The 16,879-nt window shown below is 68.6% G+C and carries 21 protein-coding genes; 10 read left to right on the forward strand and 11 right to left on the reverse strand.

What is annotated here, in order from left to right:
- Window positions 1–8 precede the first annotated feature (8 nt).
- Together AWQ71_RS36575 and AWQ71_RS36580 are read left to right on the forward strand one after the other, a co-directional pair.
- Window positions 9–455 (forward strand): protein-tyrosine phosphatase family protein, encoded by a 447-nt coding sequence (locus AWQ71_RS36575; protein WP_067142873.1) that lies wholly within the window; start codon window positions 9–11, stop codon window positions 453–455.
- Window positions 456–778: 323 nt separating this feature from the next.
- Window positions 779–1,777 (forward strand): helix-turn-helix transcriptional regulator, encoded by a 999-nt coding sequence (locus tag AWQ71_RS36580; protein WP_174550785.1) that lies wholly within the window; start codon window positions 779–781, stop codon window positions 1,775–1,777.
- 95 nt (window positions 1,778–1,872) lie between these two features.
- On the opposite strand, the gene AWQ71_RS36585 is transcribed toward AWQ71_RS36580, so the two are convergent.
- The 5 genes from AWQ71_RS36585 to AWQ71_RS36600 form a co-directional block, all read right to left on the reverse strand.
- Window positions 1,873–2,973, reverse strand: coding sequence for a winged helix DNA-binding domain-containing protein (locus AWQ71_RS36585; protein WP_067142881.1), 1,101 nt, complete (start codon window positions 2,971–2,973; stop codon window positions 1,873–1,875).
- On the reverse strand, window positions 2,970–3,098 hold the full coding sequence (locus AWQ71_RS44535; RefSeq protein ID WP_281196503.1) for a hypothetical protein: 129 nt from the start codon (window positions 3,096–3,098) through the stop codon (window positions 2,970–2,972). Before AWQ71_RS44535 ends, AWQ71_RS36585 begins: the two co-directional genes overlap by 4 nt.
- Window positions 3,099–3,278: 180 nt before the next feature.
- Window positions 3,279–3,704, reverse strand: a complete 426-nt coding sequence (locus AWQ71_RS36590) for a VOC family protein (protein WP_067142884.1) — start codon at window positions 3,702–3,704, stop codon at window positions 3,279–3,281.
- Window positions 3,705–3,995: 291 nt separating this feature from the next.
- Entirely contained in the window at window positions 3,996–4,487 is a 492-nt protein-coding gene (locus AWQ71_RS36595) for a GNAT family N-acetyltransferase (RefSeq protein WP_067142886.1), read from the reverse strand.
- A gap of 62 nt (window positions 4,488–4,549) precedes the next feature.
- Window positions 4,550–5,368 carry a S1 family peptidase gene (locus tag AWQ71_RS36600; protein ID WP_067142889.1) on the reverse strand — a complete coding sequence of 273 codons (819 nt, stop codon included), beginning with the start codon at window positions 5,366–5,368 and terminating at the stop codon, window positions 4,550–4,552.
- Window positions 5,369–5,689: 321 nt separating this feature from the next.
- Between AWQ71_RS36600 and AWQ71_RS36605 the strand changes: the two genes are divergently transcribed.
- Window positions 5,690–6,628, forward strand: a complete 939-nt coding sequence (locus AWQ71_RS36605) for a S66 family peptidase (protein WP_218002107.1) — start codon at window positions 5,690–5,692, stop codon at window positions 6,626–6,628.
- A gap of 160 nt (window positions 6,629–6,788) precedes the next feature.
- Here the strand turns inward: AWQ71_RS36605 and AWQ71_RS36610 are convergent, their stop codons facing one another.
- Window positions 6,789–7,208, reverse strand: a complete 420-nt coding sequence (locus tag AWQ71_RS36610; RefSeq protein WP_067142978.1) for a MarR family winged helix-turn-helix transcriptional regulator — start codon at window positions 7,206–7,208, stop codon at window positions 6,789–6,791.
- A 97-nt stretch (window positions 7,209–7,305) separates the two neighbouring features.
- Between AWQ71_RS36610 and AWQ71_RS36615 the strand changes: the two genes are divergently transcribed.
- The 3 genes from AWQ71_RS36615 (at window position 7,306) to AWQ71_RS36625 (ending at window position 9,769) form a co-directional block, all read left to right on the forward strand.
- Window positions 7,306–8,172: an NAD(P)H-binding protein gene (locus tag AWQ71_RS36615; RefSeq protein ID WP_067142895.1), complete on the forward strand. Its 867-nt coding sequence runs from the start codon at window positions 7,306–7,308 to the stop codon at window positions 8,170–8,172.
- 224 nt (window positions 8,173–8,396) lie between these two features.
- Entirely contained in the window at window positions 8,397–8,915 is a 519-nt protein-coding gene (locus AWQ71_RS36620; protein WP_067142897.1) for a GNAT family N-acetyltransferase, read from the forward strand.
- Between the two features lie 260 nt (window positions 8,916–9,175).
- Window positions 9,176–9,769: a hypothetical protein gene (locus AWQ71_RS36625; protein ID WP_067142900.1), complete on the forward strand. Its 594-nt coding sequence runs from the start codon at window positions 9,176–9,178 to the stop codon at window positions 9,767–9,769.
- Between the two features lie 340 nt (window positions 9,770–10,109).
- On the opposite strand, the gene AWQ71_RS36630 is transcribed toward AWQ71_RS36625, so the two are convergent.
- Window positions 10,110–10,583, reverse strand: coding sequence for a MarR family winged helix-turn-helix transcriptional regulator (locus tag AWQ71_RS36630; RefSeq protein ID WP_218002108.1), 474 nt, complete (start codon window positions 10,581–10,583; stop codon window positions 10,110–10,112).
- 85 nt (window positions 10,584–10,668) lie between these two features.
- Here AWQ71_RS36630 and AWQ71_RS36635 point away from each other — a divergent pair, with 85 nt between their 5' ends.
- A complete protein-coding gene (locus AWQ71_RS36635) occupies window positions 10,669–11,535 on the forward strand; it encodes an alpha/beta fold hydrolase (protein ID WP_067142902.1) in 867 nt (288 codons plus the stop codon).
- Window positions 11,536–11,753: 218 nt separating this feature from the next.
- Here AWQ71_RS36635 and AWQ71_RS36640 read toward each other — a convergent pair whose 3' ends face one another.
- Window positions 11,754–12,149, reverse strand: a complete 396-nt coding sequence (locus AWQ71_RS36640) for a MarR family winged helix-turn-helix transcriptional regulator (protein WP_169806717.1) — start codon at window positions 12,147–12,149, stop codon at window positions 11,754–11,756.
- A gap of 165 nt (window positions 12,150–12,314) precedes the next feature.
- Between AWQ71_RS36640 and AWQ71_RS36645 the strand changes: the two genes are divergently transcribed.
- Window positions 12,315–13,910: an FAD-dependent monooxygenase gene (locus AWQ71_RS36645; RefSeq protein ID WP_067142908.1), complete on the forward strand. Its 1,596-nt coding sequence runs from the start codon at window positions 12,315–12,317 to the stop codon at window positions 13,908–13,910.
- A 65-nt stretch (window positions 13,911–13,975) separates the two neighbouring features.
- Here the strand turns inward: AWQ71_RS36645 and AWQ71_RS36650 are convergent, their stop codons facing one another.
- On the reverse strand, window positions 13,976–14,668 hold the full coding sequence (locus AWQ71_RS36650; protein WP_067142911.1) for a hypothetical protein: 693 nt from the start codon (window positions 14,666–14,668) through the stop codon (window positions 13,976–13,978).
- A 276-nt stretch (window positions 14,669–14,944) separates the two neighbouring features.
- Here AWQ71_RS36650 and AWQ71_RS36655 point away from each other — a divergent pair, with 276 nt between their 5' ends.
- Window positions 14,945–15,196, forward strand: a complete 252-nt coding sequence (locus tag AWQ71_RS36655; RefSeq protein ID WP_067142914.1) for a GntR family transcriptional regulator — start codon at window positions 14,945–14,947, stop codon at window positions 15,194–15,196.
- A 190-nt stretch (window positions 15,197–15,386) separates the two neighbouring features.
- On the opposite strand, the gene AWQ71_RS36660 is transcribed toward AWQ71_RS36655, so the two are convergent.
- Together AWQ71_RS36660 and AWQ71_RS36665 are read right to left on the reverse strand one after the other, a co-directional pair.
- The gene (locus AWQ71_RS36660; RefSeq protein ID WP_067142917.1) at window positions 15,387–15,761 is read right to left on the reverse strand and encodes a type II toxin-antitoxin system death-on-curing family toxin; all 375 of its coding nucleotides are present in this window, start codon (window positions 15,759–15,761) and stop codon (window positions 15,387–15,389) included.
- Window positions 15,758–15,961 (reverse strand): hypothetical protein, encoded by a 204-nt coding sequence (locus AWQ71_RS36665; RefSeq protein WP_067142920.1) that lies wholly within the window; start codon window positions 15,959–15,961, stop codon window positions 15,758–15,760. Before AWQ71_RS36665 ends, AWQ71_RS36660 begins: the two co-directional genes overlap by 4 nt.
- Before the next feature lie 385 nt (window positions 15,962–16,346).
- Between AWQ71_RS36665 and AWQ71_RS36670 the strand changes: the two genes are divergently transcribed.
- A complete protein-coding gene (locus tag AWQ71_RS36670; protein ID WP_067136881.1) occupies window positions 16,347–16,718 on the forward strand; it encodes a transposase in 372 nt (123 codons plus the stop codon).
- The last annotated feature ends 161 nt before the right edge of the window (window positions 16,719–16,879 follow it).

Raw genomic sequence — 16,879 nt, forward strand, 5'->3', positions numbered from 1 at the left:
TCCCGTCCATGAGCGCTACATGGGACCCCGCGGCGGCAGGTGTACTACGGCTTCCCTCGGGGCGACTCGTTCGCGGCCGGGGGCTCAGCCGCCCGCTTCCGGAGGGTCCGACACCCGACTTCGCCCTCTACTTGCTGGGCGAGGAGCCGCCTCAGGTGACCTGGGAGGCCCGCTGGCTGCGCTGGCCGGACTTCTGGCTGCCGTCCGACCGTACGGAGACCGCCAAGGCGCTGCGCGAGGCATGGGAGCGGGCCGAGACCGAGCGCGTCGAGATCGCCTGCCTGGGCGGCAGGGGGCGCACCGGCACGGCGCTGGCGTGCCTCGCCGTACTCGACGGCGTGCCGGGCGGCGAGGCGGTCGCCTACGTGCGGGAGCACTACGCGCCAAGCGCCGTGGAGACTCCGTGGCAACGCCGCTTCGTCACCCGCTTCCGCGCCGAGCCCGGCGGGGCTTGATCCCCAAGCCCCGCTCCCATGTCAGAGCGCACGCAGGCGGCGGGCCAGGTCGGGATGTCGTCCAGCTCGCCTTTGGCCAGCGCTATGACCAGGTCCTCCGCCACATCCACATCGTGGTACTCAAGGATCTCCCCGTTGTCCTCCAGAGGCTCAATCTGATCTCAGCCATGCGGGAATGGTACGAGCCGCGCGGTATCCCTTTCCGCCCGTTTAATCGGCCCCGGCACGCGGATTTCCCCACATATCGCCGACCTGGCGGCACGAGGGTTTCACCTCCGAGAAGTGGACAGGATGTGGCCGCTTCTCCGGGTACATTGCGGCTTATGCCGAAGACGTCCGCGCGACTGCTGGCGCTGCTCTCCCTGCTCCAGACGCGCCGGGACTGGCCGGGGCAGGAACTGGCCGGGCGACTGGAGGTCAGCCCGCGCACCGTGCGCCGCGATGTCGACCGCTTGCGAGAGCTCGGCTACCCGATCGTGACCACCAAGGGCCCGGACGGGGGCTACCGGCTCGGCGCCGGCACGCAACTGCCGCCACTGCTGTTCGACGACGACCAGGCCGTCGCCCTCGCTGTCGCCCTCCAGACCGCCGCCGTCACCGGCGCGGGAATCGAGGAAGCCGCGACACGCGCGCTGAGCACCGTTCGGCAGGTCATGCCGGCACGGCTGCGCCATCGCGTCGACTCCCTCCAGGTCACCGCCGTCGAACGCCCGGGGACCCGGCCGAACCCGCAGGCCGACCCGCAGGTTCTCGTGGCCGTCAGCGCCGCCGTCCGCGCCCGCGAAGTACTGCGCTTCGACTACACCCTCGTATCCCCGGCGGAAGCCGACACCGATCCCGCCGGGCCCCCGCCCCGCCGGGTGCAGCCGCACCACCTCATCACCTGGGGCGGACGCTGGTACCTCGTCGCCTGGGATCTCGACCGGGACGACTGGCGCACCTTCCGCGTCGACCGGATCACCCCGCGCACTCCCACGGGGCCCCGCTTCACCCCGCGCGAACTGCCCGGAGGAGACGTGGCCGCCTTCGTCACCGCCAGGTTCCACGGCTCCGACCGCCCCGGGGACTGGCCCTGCCGTGGCGAGGTGGTCCTCGATCTTCCCGCCCACGTCGTATCCGCCTACACCCGCGACGGAGTCGTCGAAGAACTCGGCCCCGACCGCTGCCGCCTCGTCATGGGCGCGTGGTCATGGCCCGCGCTGGCCGCCACCATCGGCAGATTCGACGCCGGCATCCAGGTCGTCGGGCCGGCCGAACTCAAAGACGCCTTCGCGTACCTCGCCCGCCGCTTCGCCGACGCCGCGACTGACCTACCGGGCTGACGGCGCGGGCCGCGGACTCGTCTGTACGTCGACGTCGTTGACGTTTCCGCCGGCCCTCGATGCGGCGGTCGATCGCGCGGGTGCGGCCGGGGCGTTCAGCAGGGAGAGGCGGTGATCTGTACGCGGTCGCTGTCGTGGTCGGAGAGGAACGCCGCCAGGGCCCGCCCCTGCTCGGTCACCGCGGCGCGGTCGGCGTGGGAGAAGCGGCGCAGCGGGGTGATGACCACGGTCCCGGCCTGGACGGTCCAGGTCCCGGCGACCCGGCCGTCGAGGAGGACGACACGTTCGCCGGCGACCGACAGGCCGCGGTGGGCGTCGTCGATGATGCGGGTGCGGTCGTGGTAGCCGAGGATCGCGTTGTCGAAGGCCGGCAGGAAGCGGACCGGCGCAGGGGTGTCGGGGTCGGGGCGGGGCGCGTCGGGGAGATCGAGGAGTTCGCGGCCGCGTTCGTCCCGGAAGGAGATCAGTTCGTCGCGGATCGCGGCGACCGCGGCCGGGAGCCCGGTGAGGCCGGACCAGGCGCGTAGGTCGGCGGTGGCCGCGGGGCCGTAGGCGGCCAGATAGCGGCGGACCAGTTCCTGGCCGACCGGGTCGGAGCCGTCGGGGGCGGGCGGGTCGACCGCGCGGCCCAGCCAGAAGGAGATCGGGACGTTGCGCACGCCCGCCTTGGTGCGCCACAACCCGCGGGGTGGCAGCTGCACCATCGGGATGAGGGCGGCGACCAGCATCTCGCCCAGCGCCCGCGGGCCCGGCCCCGGCCAGCGCTCGGCGAGCGCCCGCGCGAGCTCGCCCATCGAGCGGGGCTCGTCGTCGCCCATCACCTCCAGGCCCGCCGCGGCGAGCTCGTCGAGGTCCACCCCGTCGAGCTCGCGGCGATAGGTCCCGAGGACCCGCCCGCGCAGCATGCCGTCGTGGCGGGCGCGCCAGGCCAGAACGTCGTCGGCGGCCAGCAGGTGGACGGTGCGGCGCATGAGGTGGGTCCGCACGACGCTTCGACCGATCAGCAGCTTCGAGAGGTCCGCCGGATCGAAGGCACCCAGCCGCGACCAGAGCCCGACGAACGGCTCCTGCGGCTCCTGGGCCTGCAGGCCGCAGAGGTGCGTGACCGCGTCGAGGACCTGCATGTCGGCGTGGTCGAGCAGCAGCTGGCGGGCGAGCGTGGCGCGGTTGAGCGCCCGGGTGTCCAGGACGTTCATCGGCTCACGCCGCCGCGCGATCGCCGGCCGGCCGTCGGCGTGGTGTCGTCGTGGTCGAGGTTCCCGGCCTGGCCGGACATCATGGTGTCCTGGATTCCGGTCCGGCCCAGTGCGCGCGTCTTCACTACTACGTCCTTGCCTTCGAGTCGCATGGTGGTCTGGCGGGAGCCGGCGGCGTCATGACGGAACGCGTGATGGCGGCTCCACGGAACACGCTCCTGGCCGCACCGGCCACCGGTCGGCGTTGAACGCCGTCGTCGGAGCGTCGCCCGGGCGGCGGACGCCCGCCGCCCGGGTTCTGATCGTCAGGACGCCTGGTACTCGCTGACGACGTCCACGACCCAGGTGACGCCGAACCGGTCCTTCAGCATCCCGTACAGGGGCGCCCACTGCGCAGGTCCCAGCGGATGCAGGACGGTCGCGCCGTCGGAGAGCTTCTCCCAGTACGCGGTGACCTCCTCGGCCGCTTCGCCCCGGACCGAAACGAAGAACGCGTTCTCTCCCTGGTTCCACGGCATGCGCGAGGGCACGTCGTAGGCCATCACGCGGAAGCCGCCGGCAGCGGCCACCTGGCCCCACATCACATGGTCGGCCTCGGACGGATCCTGGACGTTTCCGGCGTCCTTGTAGGTGACCATGACCACGTCCCCGCCGAACACGGACTGGTAGAACGTGAGTGCCGCGCGGGCGTCACCTCGGAAGTTCAGGTGGGTCACGGCGTTGACGGACATGATGGCTCCTTGTTTTTCGGTTCACCGTGTCTGGGCGATCGGACGGATCCTGGTCCGACGGCCCGCACGGCATGTCGACCGCAGCAGCCGGCTCGCTGCGACGGCGGGAGCGTGGCCCCCGGCCACCGACGACGATCACGAGGATCGGCTCGCCTGGCCCTGCTCAGGGAGCACATTGTCAGGAGAAGCGGCCAGGTAGTGGCCGCTTCTCCGGGCGATATCGCATTGCGTGCCGGGGCCAGGTGCTTCCGCCCCCGGCCGCCTCGTGCTTGAGCGGCTTACGGAACGCCGTCAGCGGCACTGACGCAGGTCGAGGACATAGGTGATCCCGGGTCGGCCGTCCAGCAGGGTCTCACCCGTCGGCACGAACCCCGTACGCTCCAGGACCGCCCGCGACCCCGCGTTGTCCAGCGCCGCGGCGGCGCGCAGGCCTGTCAGACCGTACGTCGTGACCGCCAGATCACACACCTGACGAACTCCTGTCGTCGCCAGGCCGCGACCGGTCACCTTCTCCGCGATCCGGTATCCCAGTTCAGCGGTTCCGTCCGAAACATCGACGAGATTCACTCGTCCCAGCACTTCACCGTCATCTCCGACCAGCACGTGAAAGAGGATCAGCCCCGCTTCCTGCTCGGCGAGCAGAGCCTCGTGCCTCGCCGCGAAATTCGCGAAATAGTCGTCGCCCCGATCGGGCACCGACGCCGCGAAATACGCACGGTTCTCGATCTCGAACGCGAGCAGGGCCGAGGCGTGGTCAGGTCGCAGGAGCTGGAGTTCGGGCATAGAGGGACCTTATTGGCGCGGTCGGGCGAGCGGTGCCGCCGCTGCCGGGGGCTGTGCTGCGCTCAGCTGTTCGCGCGGATGGTCTTGTTGATCCAGTCACTGTAGGCGGCCACGTTGGTGTAGAGGCCGGGACCCTGCTCGCAGGAGGGGCTCTTGGCGCCCGGGCCGGAGGTGACGCCGATCAGCTCCCACCTGTTGTTGCGGCCGCGCTGGATCTGGGGGCCGCCGGAGTCGCCGTTGCAGGCCATGGCCTTGGGCTTCTGGCTGACGGTGCACAGGCGGGTGTCATCGGCGAAGCCGGGGCCGCACTCGGAGACTGCGCCACGCCGGGTGTCGAGCTGGCGCAGCTTCTTGGCCATCTTCCACTCAGCCGGGTTGGTGCTGAACTTGGTGATGCCGAAGCCGAGGATCCGGGTCGGCGTGCCGGGCTTGCCCGCCTGCTCGGCAATCTTGATGGGCTTGATGCTGACCGGGCGGTCCAGGCGGACCAGCGCGATGTCGTTCTTGTTGGGTGAGTTCTGGGCGTAGTCCGGGTGCAGGAACGCCTGCGCGATCTTGCGGACGGTTCCGCCGGACTTGCGCTTGTCACTGCCGATGCGCACCGTCCCCTTCGGGATCGAGCCGATCTCCATGTCGAGGCAGTGCGCGGCGGTCACGACCCACTGCGAGTTGATCAGAGCCGCGCCGCAGTTACCGTCCGTCAGGCCCATGAGCGGGGCCGTGGTCGGGATGGTCGCCATGAAGGGGTAGGACTCGGTGGGCTTGGAGCCGTTGATGATCGCTCCGGCGCTCCCGGCGGTGACCGCGAGGCAGGCAGCGCCGGCCAGCGCGACGACGGCGGAGCGGGAGACGATACGGCGGAACGAGGTGGTGCCGGACACGAGCGAAGCCCTTCATTGGTTGTTTGTGACGTTATGAAGCTATATGTCCGGCTTCGCCGAGGTGATCAGGCCAGCAGGCCAACACGCGGTAGGGATGACCCCACCAGACCAGGGCAGAACCACGGGTCGGCCCCGAACCCCGGCTCGCCCTCGGTGCGGTCTATCGCTTCGAGGCGATCCGCGCACCACAGGGATGGCGCCACTCCTCCGCCCATGCCGAGCCGGCCGACTGACCGGGGCCACCTCCCCAGCCCCCGTTATGCTCACGCAATGGAAAGGATCTTTCCCACCAAGCTCGGCAAGGGCGACACGATACGAGTGGTGGCGCCCGCCAGATCCCGCGCGATGGCGACCGAGCACGACCACACCGACATCATCGAACGTCGGTTCGCGAAGCTCGGCCTGAACGTGTCCTATGGCCGTCACGTCGACGAGCGGGACCCCCTCGACTCCTCCAGCGTCGCCTCACGAGTCGCCGACCTCCATGACGCCTTCGCGGACCCGTCCGTATCGGCGATCCTGACGGTTATCGGCGGCTACAACTGCAACGAACTCCTGCCCTTCCTGGACTGGGAGCTCATCCGCGACAACCCGAAGATCCTGTGCGGCTACTCCGACATCACCGCCCTGCAGAACGCCATCCTGGCCCGAACCGGTCTCGTCACCTACTCAGGGCCGCACTGGTCGACATTCGGAATGCGCGACCACTTCGACCAGACCCTGCGATGGTTCACCGCCGTCATGTTCGACAGCGCCCCGGTCGCCCTTGCCCCCTCGGCGGCCTGGAGCGATGATCTCTGGTTCCTCGACCAGGACAAGCGCGAACCGATCCCGAACGAAGGATGGTGGCCCATCCGCCCCGGCACAGCCGAAGGGCGGATCGTAGGCGGGAATCTCTGCACGCTCAACCTGCTGCAAGGCACCCCTTACATGCCGTCTCTCGACGACGCGATCCTGATCGTGGAGGACGATTTCGAATCCCACCCCGAGACCTTCGCGCGAGACCTGACATCTCTGCTCCAACTTCCCGACGCCGTCAACATCCGGGGATTGGCGATCGGACGCTTCCAGAAGGAGAGCCACATGACTCGCTCGCTGCTGGAGCAGATCATCGGTACTCAGCCGCCGCTGGCGGGCATCCCGGTACTCGCCAACATCGACATCGGGCACACCCACCCCTTGGCCACCTTCCCCATCGGGGGCGAAGCCCAGTTGACCGTCACCGGCGAAGAGGCGAGCCTCACGCTGCGACGCCACTGATCACGCCGGCCAGCTCGCATACCGGTCGCCCGGCCTGTCGTCGGCTCGACTGCGCCGGATTGACCGGTCCGGGAAGCGCGCTGCCAACTCTTCAGACTCCGTCCCGCACCGCACGCATGACCCCGGGGCGGCGCTCGGGATGTTCAGGCAGCGACCCTGGTCACAGCAGGTCGCTGCCCGACTTGTAGATCTTGGCCAGCGCGATCATCAGCTGGCGGCGCTCAGCCTCGGTCAGGTCGGCGGTGACCTCTTCTTCCAGGCTGCGGCGCTCGGCCTCGACCGGCTCCCGAAGCGCCCGGCCCTCGTCGGTCAGCCAGAGTCGGACCAGCCTGCTGTCGCGCTCGTCGCGGCGACGGGTCAGCAGGCCCACGGCGCTCATCCGAGTGGCCATTTTGACGACGGTAGGCGTGGTGACATGCAGCGCGGCGGCGATCTCGCCGGGCGTACTGCCATCGCGTTCCCACAGCACCGCCAGCAGGCGATCCTGCCCCTGGTGCAGGCCGTGGCGGCGCATGGCGGTCTCGGCCAGCGCACGCAGCACCTTCGTCGTTTTGCCGTGCAAGTCAAGGAACTCGGGCACCGCCACCTCCGGACAGCAGGTCGATTGACGGCTAATCATTAACCGGCTAGCCTTCCGTGACGACAGATCATTAGACGGCAAATGACTAGGGGTCTCGATGATACTGGTGACCGGAGCCACCGGCAGAATCGGCCGCGAGCTGGTCAGGGAGCTAGCCGCGAGGAATGCGGAGTTCCGCATCCTCATCCGCGACCCGACCCGCGCGGCCGACCTCCCCGCACGCGCCGAACGCGTGGTCGGCGACCTGGACAAACCCGCGACGCTTACCCCCGCTTTCGACGGCGTCGACCGGCTGTTCCTGCTCACCCCGGGCATCGGCATCGACCAGGCCGCCAACGCCATCACGGCCGCCCGCGCCGCCGGAGTGCGCCACATTGTGCTGTTGTCGTCCATCTGGGTCTTCGGCGATTCGGTGCCCGCCATGGGCCGTTGGCACTACGAGCGCGAGCAACTCCTCCACATGTCCGGCATACCGGCCACGATCCTGCGTCCCGGCGGCTTCACGACCAACGCCCTGGAGTGGGTGCCGTCCGTCCGAAAGGAGGGGTTCGTCCTCGACGCGATCGGGCCGGGCCGGTCCGCGCCGATCGATCCGGCCGACATCGCCGCCGTCGCCCGCCTCGTACTGACCGAAGACGGCCATGACGGGCAGACCTATATCCTCACCGGCGACGAGACGCTCACCATCGCCGAACAGGTCGAGATCATCGCCACCACCATCGGCCGCGACATCGAAGTCCGCGCGGCGGCCTCCCCTGAAGAGATCGTCCGGTCGCGCTACCCCGACGGCGCGCCGAAGCCCCTTGCCGACGCGATCCTCGAAGGCGCCGCGATCATGCGCGCGGACACGACCGGAGTCCGCACCGACACCGTGCGACGCCTGCTCGGCCGCCGCCCCCGCACCTTCGCCGAATGGTGCGCCCGAAACGCCGACGCCCTGCGGCTCGACAACGAAACCGAGTAGCACAAGCGGCTGACGGCCCGAAAGCGTAAGGCGACGTCACGGGACACACCTTCCTGATCTCGGTGTTCATCGCCGCACTGTCCCTCAAGCCGATCAAGCCGTACGAGAGCGTCGACCCGGGCGCGCCCGCCACGGCGAAGAAGGAGCATGCCGGTCTACAGTGACCGCATGCCCGCTGATCCATTCGGTTCCCCCCGGCGTTGGTTCGAGAGGTTCGCTGCGGCATGAGCATCATCACCGCCGAGACCATCCGTACCGACCGGCTGCTACTTCTGCCGCTGCGCGTCGACCACGCCGAGGAGATGGCCGTGGTGCTGTCCGATCCGGACCTGCACACGTTCATCGGCGGGTCACCGGTCGGCGTGGACGCGCTGCGCTCCCGCTACCAGCGCATGCTCGCCGGCTCGCCCGACCCCGCGGTCTCCTGGTGCAACTGGGTCATCCTGCTCCAGGAGCGGGAATGCCTGACGGGAACCGTCCAGGCGACCATCGCCCCCTCTGCCGACGGCCTCGTCGCGGAGATCGCATGGGTAGTGGGAACCCGCTGGCAGCGCCGAGGCATCGCCGGTGAGGCGGCCAGGGGGCTCGTCGCCTGGCTCGTCGGGAAGCCGGTGCGAAGCGTCATCGCCCACATCCATCCGGACCATGAGGCGTCCGCCGCCGTCGCCACCACCGCCGGGCTCACGCCCACCGACCAGTGGCAGGACGGCGAGATCCGATGGCGCCTGGATCTCGAACGCTGACTCCGCGTTCATCGGATTCGCCCGCATGACCGCGGTGCCGTGCCAGATGGGACAGGGTCGCGGCAGCGTTCGAGGCACGGGCCACGGTGGGTGCCCCCGAGCAGCGCGCCGCAGCCGGGCTCGACACGGCCGGGGACATCGCCGACACGAGGGAGACCTTCTCCCTCACACGGGGGAGCGCCGAGATCGCTCTCCTCGGCGATTACTCCGACGCCCGGAAAATCCAGGATTGGAGGCAACCGATCCGAAGGAGCCCCCTGATGAACCCCCGTATCACGTTCGTCGCAGCACCGCTTCTCGTCCTGGCGTACGGAGTGATCCGGATTCTGGACGGACTGGACGGTGTCCGCGGTCCCGGCCTCGCCTGGACTTCCGGCCACCTCGCCTTCATCGGGGCCCTGGCCCTGTTCGTCCCTGTCTCCTGGCACATGCGCCGTCTGGCGGGACGGGGCACCCTGTCGACCGTGAGCACCGTGATCGGGTACGTCGGATCGCTGGCACTCCTCGCGCAGTTCGTCATCGACATCGCGGTCAGCTTCATCGCCACCGACCGCGCCGGCATGGACGCCATCTTCACCCAGATCCAGTCCGTCCCCGGCGTCCTCTTCGCGGTCTACAACGTGGTGCCGATTCTCTTCTACGTCGGTCAGCTCGCGCTCATCGTGCAGCTCACCGTCCAGCGTCACGTCAAGATCTGGGTCCCGTTCGTGTACGTGCTCAACATCCTCATGCCGCTTGTGGGCAAGGACCTCATCCCGGTCGGGGCGATCCTGACGCTCGTGTCCCTCATCCCGATCATCGGTCAGGTCTCCCGTACCGCTGAGCCTGCCCCCGCCGTCCCCGCCGCCGCCTGACGCGCGCCGTGCGGTCGCTTCCCCTGGCGCCTCGACGCTCCGGCCGGAGCGTCGAGGCGCCAGTGTCGCTGCGCCGGCGACGATCGTTCTCGGCATGGAAGACCGCGAAAAGCCCCGTCTCTCCCCTCGCCGTGGCGATCGATCGGCACGGCGGGCAGCTCAAAACCCTCGTGGCACGACGCTCGCACTCTCCGCGTTCGGTAGTGCTCGCCGCGGGAGGCGTGGGTCTGCACTCCGATGCCCGGGGCCCACAGCTCTTCGTGATCACCCGCGCCGACGTCCCCTGCGGTCAACTCGTCTGGGCACGTTGCCCCACGCGCCCGAGTATCCGCCGCGAGCGCTACCCCCGGCCGGTTCGTTGCCGGGCGACCGCCTCGTTAACGTCGCCGAGGAAGCGCTCGACGGTCGCCTGATCCGCGGCGTCGAACCGTCCCATGACGGCGACGATCTCATGGATGAGCGGACCGAAGAAGCTCCATCCGAGCGCGACGGCGCTCTCATCCACTTTCAGCAGCACGCGCCGACGGTCTTGGGTGTCGCGTTCCCGGCGCACATGACCGAGCCTTTCCAGACGGTCGATCACCGCCGTGGTGCCCGCGGAGTTGAGGCCAAGGTGCGCCCCCAGGATTCCCGGGGTGGCGGGCGCGCCCGTGCGGGCGGCATCCAGGAGGCAGATGAGCGCACGCACATCGGTCGGATGGAGGGCGTGCCGGGCGGCGAATCCCTCCCCGATCCGGTCGAGTTCCACGGTGATCGCGCGCAGCAGGTGCACCACTCGCATCCCGGCGTCCTGTTCGTGCACGTCGTTCGCCACCTTGCCTCCGTCCCGGCAACCGCCACGTTGACAATATCTCGCTCAGCGAGATTATTGATGGGCGAGCTATTTGCCGAGGTGAGGCATGCCCGATGACCGTCACGGTGCGAACGCGGCCTTCCTCGCCGCCTATGACGCGGTTCTGGCGCGTTGGCCGGTCCAGGTCGAACCGATCGACCTGCCGTCGGCGTACGGCACGACGCGGGTGAACGCGTGCGGACCTGCGGACGGCCCGCCGCTGATCCTCTTACACGGCGGTGGCACCACCGCGGCGACGTGGTTCGCCAACGTCGCCGAGCTCGCCCGCCGACATCGGGTGTACGCCGTGGACCGCATCGGCGAGCCGGGACGGAGCATCCGGGGCGAACAGCCCCCTCGCAACATCCCCGACCTGCTCGACTGGCTGGACGGGGTGCTCGACGGGCTCGGGATCGAGAGCGCCGCCGTGTGCGGGCACTCCTACGGCGGATGGATCGCCCTGACGTACGGCCTCCACGCGCCCCAGCGGGTCCGGCGGCTTGTTCTCCTCGATCCGACGCAGTGTTTTGGAGGATTCCGGGTTGGATACCTTTTGCGCGCGCTGCCGTCCCTCATCCAGCCGACGGCTTCGCGCGCGCGTGCCTTCCTGGCGTGGGAGACCGACGACGCGGAAGCCGACCCTGCCTGGCTGCGGCTGTACGGCCTGGCCGCGGAGTTCCCCGATGTGAAAGTCGTGACCGGGAAGCGGCCCAAGCCCGGACTGCTGCGCGCACTCACGACGCCGACCCTGGTTCTCCTCGCCGGACGCAGCAGGGCCCACATTCCTCGCCGCGTCGCATCCGCTGTGGCGCGTCTCCTGCCCCACGCGGAGGCCGCGGTGCTGCCGGATCTCTCCCACCACGCGATGCCATGGCACGAGGCCGCCGACCTCAACACCCGCGTCGTCGATTTTCTCGACAGGACAGCGACGTGAAGGACCCCGAACAGTCCTGAGGCCGCGTCCAGCCATGAGCTTCCCGCATTCGCCGCACCGTCCGGCCGCGCCACTCGCGGACGTGACCAGAGGCAGGGCGGCGTCCGGAACTCGGTGCAAATGAGCGGGCATGACGTGTCATGTTGGCGCCGGGCCGGGGAAGTACGGGTTCTCGATCAGCCCGATCAGGGCTTGGCCTGGTGCTTCCTCAGGCAGCCTCAGGAGCCAAGGTCCTGGACGAGCGTCGGGATGAACTCGCGGGCCCGCTCGTTGAGGCGGAGCACGAACCCGGTGATCAGTTCGAGCTGGTCGTCGTCGTATGCGTCCGCCACCGACGCGAACGCGGCCGCGACCCGCCCGAAGATCTCCCCGAGCGCCGCCTCGTGCCGACCGGTCGAGCGTACGAGGACCTTGCGGCGGTCGGCCGTGTCCCTGTGCCGCTCGATGAAGCCGCCGCGCTCCAGCCGGTCGAGGAGCGCGGTCACGGCCGAAGTGCTGAGGCCCGTCAGCTCGGCCAACCGTCCCGCCGTGAGCTCCTCTTCGTGTCTGGCCAGGTTGAGGCACTTCAGGTCGGTGGGCCCGAGACCGAAGTGGGCGGCGATGGCCTGATGCATGATCACGCCATGCGCGGCGTTGTCCTGCGTCGCCTCGGCTAGCGTCCGCAGAACCTCGGATCGACGACCCGTTGACATCCGTACTCCAACGCGTACTATCTCGAATTATCTCGATGAATCGAAATTTCCTACCCTTCGAACAAAATTAGCACGGAGGAGACGAGCATGAGAGGCGAGATCCCAGTGCTGATCGTGGGAGCGGGCCTCGCGGGGCTGTCCACGGCCGTGTTCCTCGGCGTCCACGGCGTGCCGTCGGTCGTCGTGGAGCGGCATCCGGGGCTGTCCACCCAACCCAAGGCCAGGGGTCAGATGCCGACGACCATGGAGGCCCTGGCCACCGCCGGGATCGCCGAGCGGTTCACACACGCCGCTCCGCCGGGCGGGGACAGGAGCGTCATAGTCATCGCGGAGACCGTCACCGGCCCCGTCCTGAAGGACTTCGTGCGCGAGATGCCCGACTTCTCCCGGCTGTCTCCCGCGTCGTTCGCCGCCGCGAGCCAGGAACGGGCCGAGCGAATCCTGACCGACAAGGCGGCCGAGCTGGGCTCCGACATCAGGTTCTCGACCGAGCTGGTGTCGTTCCGCCAAGACGATGAGGCAGTGATCGCCGAGCTTCGCGACACCGCGACGGGGAAGCGGCGGACGATCACGGCGCGGTACCTGGTCGGCGCCGACGGCCACAAGGGCGCAATCCGCGATATGGCCGCCATACCGGTCCACGGGCGCCGGTCGTCACGGCCGGCGCGAACGATGTTCCTGCAGTTCGAAGCCGACCTCGACGTGGCGCTGAGAGGCGAGGCGTTCGGGCTCTTCTACATTCAGAATCCGGCGCTGCCCGCCCGGGCGGCGACGGTCGTGACCACCGACTACCCGGGCCGCTACGTCCTGGCCGCCCCGTTCGAGTCCGGTGACGATCCGGACGCCGAGCAGCTCGTGGACGTCATCCGCACCGCCTGCGGCGTACCCGACCTGGACGTGAAGATCCTGGAGATCGCCTGGTCGTCCTCGGGAGAGCACGTCACCCGGGTCGCGGACTCCTTCCAGGCCGGGCGGGTCCTGCTGACCGGCGACGCTGCGCACCTCATGCCCCCGACCGGAGGGCAGGGCGGGAACGCCGCCGTGATGGACGGTTACCACCTCGCCTGGAAACTTGCCGCCGTCCTGTCCGGCACCGCCGGGCCCGGCCTGCTCGCGAGCCACGATGCCGAGCGCCGGCCGTACGCCGACGCGCTGGCCGAGCAGCAATACGCCAACCTGATCCAGCGTCAGTCTCCCCACCTGCGCGACGGGACGGAGACCGAGATCCTGGATCCGGCGGTGGGGCTGTTCGGCTACATCTGCCCATCCGGAGCCTTCGTGCCCGAGGACGGCGACCGGCCCCCGCTGTTCGAGAACCCGGTCACGCCGTCCGGCCGTCCCGGGTCGCGTGCCCCGCATGTACGGCTGGCCCGCGGCGGAAGTTCAATCTCGACGCGCGACCTGTTCGGGAGCGCGTTCGTCCTCCTGTCTGCCGGAGGACGGCACTGGACCGGCGCCGTTGAGCAGACCGTACGCCGGCTCGGCGTGGCCCTGGACCTCCACGTGATCGGAGACGCCGCCGGCCTGGCCGACGTGGACGGGCTGTTTCTCGCGGCGTACGGCATCACGGAGGCTGGCGCCGTCCTCGTACGGCCGGACGGGGTCATCGCGTGGCGGTCGCGCGGCGCGAGCGACCCCGGGAGCCTCGAATGTGCACTGCGACACGTCCTGGACCGCCCCTGATCCGGCTCCTCTCGACCGGTCAGACTCCAGGGCTCCACGGGCAGGGCAGCAATGACGTCTGGCACTTAGGTTCGGGCGTGACCGCGGTCTTGCGCCAATACTGCGACGCCGACGAGCACACCCCAGCAGCCGACCGCGCCGGCAACCAGGAGATTCAGCCACATCGGTAGCAGCCACGGGTACGAACCCACGACGAACAGCATGCCAAGCGTGATTCCGACGGCCATGACGGTTCGACGTGCCCCCGCTGACCTCATCGGCACAGGTAGAGCGAACGCAACAACCGCGAGGGCGAGCAGTGCCAGATGAACGGTGCCGATGACCACACTCGCGAGAAGGACGATCGTGTCTGCCGTGAGGTCCATATCGACGACCGGATAGACCAAACGGCCCAGTGCAAGCAGAACGATCACGAATGCGATGAGTGTGACGCTGAGAGCGACGAGCGCGATCGTGCGGCGCAGCGGCGCGTCGGTGCCGCGTGCGCTGAACGCGCCTGCGGCACCGGTTCCCCACGCGATGGTCGCGAAGAACAGAAACTCCCCCGCCCACGTGAGCTGGAACGTGCCATCATCGACCCACTCAACGACGGCATCAGCATTTGTCTGCAATGGTGGCAGTGTCGCCAGCAGGGCCAGCGCCACGCTCGCGAGGAGCGCCCCCGCGATCCACAGCCACGCGAACGCAACTGCACCACGATCCGCCCCCGCCTCGTGGTCGCAGGGCACGGGGACGGCAGATCCCGTGGCGTCGATCATGGAACTCACCCTAATGCTTACTCGAGCACCCCACCGATCTATATGTCAGACATGCCCTGGGTGGAGTAGCTGGGCGACCACCTTCCAGGCGCTGACGTGCAGTTTTAGCTCATCGGACTCGACACCCTGGAACAGTCGATCAAGGAAGCGTGGTGCACCAATGGGCACTCAGCTCAGGCGTTCTCCCGTACCGGGCTGTGATCGCTCATTCCAGGCCCACATAGTCATGCCAGAACGGAACCACAACATCTGACCTCGCCTACCTACAGTTGGCGAGTGATCGACTACGACCCGACCAGGCCCAAGTGGGTGCAGATCTACGAGGTCGTACGCGCACGCATCGAGTCGGGCGAGTACCCGCCCCACCACCTCATCTCAGAGGTTCAGATGGAGGGTGAGTTCGGCGTCGCCCGGGTGACCATCCGCAAGGTGACCGCCAAACTCCGCGAAGACGGCCTCATCGTCACCACTCCGGGCATGGGCTCCTTCGTCGCTCAGGGAAAGAAGAAGACCTCCGAACAGGCGTGAAGCCACCCGGAGGTCTCAACAATCCCGGCTACTCCTCGGAAGAAGTCAGCCCTGTCGGGCACCACGCCGAAGGGTCACCTGCGTTGACACCGGTGCCGCCAATGCCGCAGTAGCTGCTCGACCCCTTGAACAGATATCGCTGACAGTAGCGGTGCGCTTCAGGCAACGGATGGCGATCGTGCGTCGACCTTCACTCACGAAGTTTGCGGAGTCGCCGTGCCAGGTCGGGGATGTCTTCCAACTCGCCCATTGCTACGGCGATGACGAGCCTTTCGGCTTCGTCCACGTCCCGGTACTCCAGGATCTCCCCGTTGTCCTCCAGAAAGGCGACGGCCGTCGCCCAAGCGAGCCGCTTGTTGCCGTCCACCAGCGGGTGCCCGATCAGAATGCTCTGCATCAGAGCCGCCGCTTTCTCCCACAGGTCCGGATAGGCGTCATCGCCGAAGACAGATGTCTGCGGGCGCAACACCGCCGCATGCAGTTGGCCACCATCGCGGAGTAGGACCTCCGGCAGCACCACCTCGGCCAAGGCAAGAAGGTCCGAGGTGGTCGGATAAAGCGTCATCGAGCGAGCCGCTCAAGCAGCTCCCGGTCCCGCTCAGCGACCTTCCGGCCCATCGCCTGGTAGCGTTCCCGCCTCCGTCGGGCGATGTATTCCTCGATGGCCACCACCATCGCCGAGTTGACGCTCTGCGCGTCGCCGCTGGCGATCCGCTTGATCTGCTCGTACGTCTCATCCGGCAGCCGAAGCCGTGTCTCAGCCATACGATCGACGGTACCACTTTTTGGTACCACCTCTCGGTGACATAAGGCCTTCAAGCCCCGTTCCTGTGAACCGGTCTCGCTTCAGCGAGGAGTACCCATGGTGCAACGCGGCGGACGGGGCCGCCTCAGGCTGAGCATGAGCCCCGGCGAGCACAAGCCGAACGGAGCGCCTTCGTCTGGATCACCCGAGGGCGACGACAAAGTTGCCCAGGCAGATATCGTTCACGCCCCAAGGCGCGCGAGTCGCGCTGGGAAGATCAGCGCTACTCCTCGGTCAGGAGCAGGCCCGTCTGGCAGGCGCCCCACCGAGACGGGTCACCTAGCTTGACGTTGGTGCCTGAGCTTCCCCTCTTAGCGTGGAGACCGAACCGAGAGAGGTTTGGTCGTGGCAGGTACCACGAGGCGCCGCTTTGATCCGGAGTTTCGGGCTGGAGCGGTGCGCATCGTCAAGGAGACCGGCAAACCCGTCTCGCACGTCGCGCGGGACCTTGGTATCAACGAGTACACGCTGCACAACTGGGTGCAGATGGACCGGCACGCCAACGGGCAGGCCGGCGGTAACAGCGGCGGAGGCGGGACGCTGAAGGAGTCCGAAAGCGAGGAGCTGGCGCGGCTGCGGCGGGAGAAGGCCGAGCTGGTCAAGGAGCACGCTCGAGAGAAGGCGGCGTGGGAGAAGGAACGCGCTGAGCTGGAAGACGAGCGTGATGTTCTCAAGCGCTCCGTGGTCTTGTGGGTGAAAGAGGCGATGGGCCGGTGAGCGTGGCGGCCTTCATCTGCTCCCAGAAGACCGACCATGACATCGACCATGCCACCTCCTGCCGGGCGCTGGGGGTGTCGCAGTCGTGGTTCTACAAGTGGAAGAACCGCATCGGCCAGACCGCCTCGACGGCGCGTGAGCAGCGGCGGGCGCGCCTGGAT

Source organism: Microtetraspora malaysiensis (assembly GCF_001528665.1).
GTDB classification, from domain to species: Bacteria; Actinomycetota; Actinomycetes; order Streptosporangiales; family Streptosporangiaceae; genus Microtetraspora_A; species Microtetraspora_A malaysiensis.